Raw genomic sequence first — 2,524 nt, 5'->3', positions numbered from 1 at the left:
AAATATGTGCCGGTGAAATCCTATGCCGCCGCCGTCACTGCCTTCCGCAATAACGAAGTGCAGATGGCCTGGTTCGGCGGTCTGTCCGTTGTACAGGCCCGTCGCCTGGTGCCCGACTCCCAGGCCATCGCCCAGGGCCTGGAAGATCCTGACTTCAAGTCCTACTTCATCGCCAACACCAGCACTGGCCTGAGCCCGTCCGAGACGCTCACCGATGCCTTTGTCGAGCAGACGTCCTTTACTTTTGGTTCCAAGGGCAGCACCTCCGGGCGCCTGATGCCGGAGTTCTACCTGCGCGATACCTTCAACCAGTCTCCGGACCAGCTGTTCGAGAAAGTCGGTTTCTCCGGTGATCACAGCGCCACCATTGCCCTGGTACAAAGCGGCGCTTACGCCACCGGCGCGGTGAACTACAAGGTATGGGAGCGCGAACTGGAAGAAGGCAAGATCGACACCGACAAGGTGCAGGTCATCTGGGAAACCCCCGGCTATCCGGACTATCACTGGACCGTGCGCGGCGACCTGAATGAAAAATTCGGCGACGGCTTCACCCAGCGCGTCACCGAGGCCCTGCTGGCCATCGATGACCCGGTTCTGCTGAAGGCGTTCCCGCGGGAAAAATTCATTCCCGCCAGCAATGACGACTTTGCGCCCATTGAGGAAACAGCCGAAGCCATCGGCCTGCTGGACGCAGAGTAGAGAGTAACAGGGCATCGCGTTGACATTTCGCCTTGAAAACGCACGGCTTGGCCATCCCGGCCAGGTCGTGTTTGCATCCCTGTCGCTGACCATTGCCGACGGCGAGAAGGTGGCGTTGCTGGGCCCTTCCGGCGCCGGCAAATCCACCCTGCTGGCGGCCCTGCGCCAGCAGCAGGAAGCCCACTGTGCCTGGTGCCCCCAGGCCGGTGACTTGGTGCCCATGCTCAGCGTCTTCCACAACCTCTACATGGGCGCCCTGCCCCGCAACCCGACGCTTACTAATCTGCGCAACCTGATCTGGCCCAGCGCCCGGGAAAAATCCAGCGTGGGCGAACTGGCCCGGGAACTGGGGTTACAGGACAAGCTGTTCACCAGCGTGGATCAGCTATCCGGCGGTCAGGCGCAACGGGTTGCCCTGGGCCGGGCGCTCTATACGCAGCGCGCGGTGCTGCTGGCCGACGAACCGGTCTCCAGCCTGGATGAACACCAGGGGCTGGCGTTGCTGCGCCAGGCACTGGGCCGCCACCATACCGCCGTGGTCGCGCTGCACGATCGTGAGCTGGCGCTGCAATGCTGCGACCGCATCATCGGCCTGGGTGACGGCAAGATTCTGCTCGATGCCCCCGCCAGCACCCTGAACCTGGGTGACCTGGACACGCTCTACCAATGAGCCCCGGCGAGCACGGCCAGGCCTCCGGCGCCCGGCATCCCGTCATCAACACCACCGCCTCCCGCTGGCGCCGGGCCAGCTTCTGGCTCGCCGTGGCCGGGCTGATTGCCCTGGCGATTGCCGACCTGGACATCGCCCGCTCCTCCCCGGGCAGCGAGCTGCTGCGCATGGGCCAGGGCTTTCTGGCACCAGACTTTTTCTCCACCGATAACCTCTGGCGAGCACTGGCCAATACCCTGGCCTTCGCCTGGCAAGGCACCGCCCTGGCCGCCCTGTTCGGCTTTCTCATGGCCATGGCCTGGCATCACCGTTGGGTGCGGGGCTTCGCTGCCAGCATCCGCGCCGTCCACGAACTGTTCTGGGGGTTGCTGTTGTTGCAGGTGGCCGGGCTGAGCACGGTCACCGGGGTACTGGCCATTGCCATTCCCTACGCGGGCATCTTCGCCAAGGTCTTCGGTGAATTTCTGGAAGAAGCCGACCCAAGCCCTGCCAATGCACTACCCGTCAGCCGCCAGCGCCTGAGCGTATTCTTCTACGCCCGCCTGCCGCTGGTTTGGCAGGCCTTCAAGGCCTACGGCGGCTACCGGCTGGAATGCGCCATCCGCGCCTCCGCCATCCTCGGTTTTATCGGCCTGCCCACCCTGGGCTTCCATCTGGAAACCGCCTTTCGTGAAGGCAGCTACGACCAGGGCGCCGCCCTGCTTTACCTGTTCTTTGCCATCATCTTTACCCTGCGCTGGTGGCTGCGACCGGCGCTGATCCCGGTATACCTGCTCGCCGCCATTGCCTGGGCGCCACCGCTGTTCACCGGCCGACTCGATACCCTGGTGCGCTTTGTCACCGTGGATCTGGTACCGGTGCCGTTACGTCAGGGCGGTGGATTGACGGAACTGTGGCAGTGGTTTGCCATGCTCTGGCAACAACAACTGTGGCCGGGGCTCTGGCAGACCCTGGTACTGGGCCTCGGCGCCCTGCTGCTCACTGGCTTGCTGTCGCTGCTACTGTTCCCGTTGATCTCGCCGTTGTTCGGCAACCGGGCCAGCCGCACCGCCGGCCATGGCCTGCTGGTGGTCATGCGCACCACCCCGGAATTCTTTCTCGCCTTCTTTTTCCTGATTCTGCTCGGCCCCTCCATGCTGCCGGGCATCCTGGCCC

3 protein-coding genes are annotated in these 2,524 nt (G+C 64.1%); all 3 read left to right on the top strand.

Annotation, left to right across the window (positions count from 1 at the left end; genetic code table 11):
• A partial coding sequence (locus tag ACFE0K_RS16115) for a putative selenate ABC transporter substrate-binding protein (protein ID WP_434537040.1) occupies positions 1-699 on the top strand: 699 nt, incomplete at its 5' end.
• Positions 700-718: 19 nt separating this feature from the next.
• Positions 719-1,369: an ATP-binding cassette domain-containing protein gene (locus ACFE0K_RS16110; protein WP_434537039.1), complete on the top strand. Its 651-nt coding sequence runs from the start codon at positions 719-721 to the stop codon at positions 1,367-1,369.
• Positions 1,366-2,524 (top strand): PhnE/PtxC family ABC transporter permease (locus ACFE0K_RS16105; protein ID WP_434537038.1); only part of this gene is annotated, 1,159 nt, incomplete at its 3' end. The genes ACFE0K_RS16110 and ACFE0K_RS16105, both read left to right, overlap by 4 nt.

The sequence above is a fragment of the Alcanivorax sp. genome, assembly GCF_051117345.1.
Classification (GTDB): domain Bacteria; phylum Pseudomonadota; class Gammaproteobacteria; order Pseudomonadales; family Alcanivoracaceae; genus Alcanivorax.
This window is presented reverse-complemented; position numbering and strand designations above follow the sequence as displayed.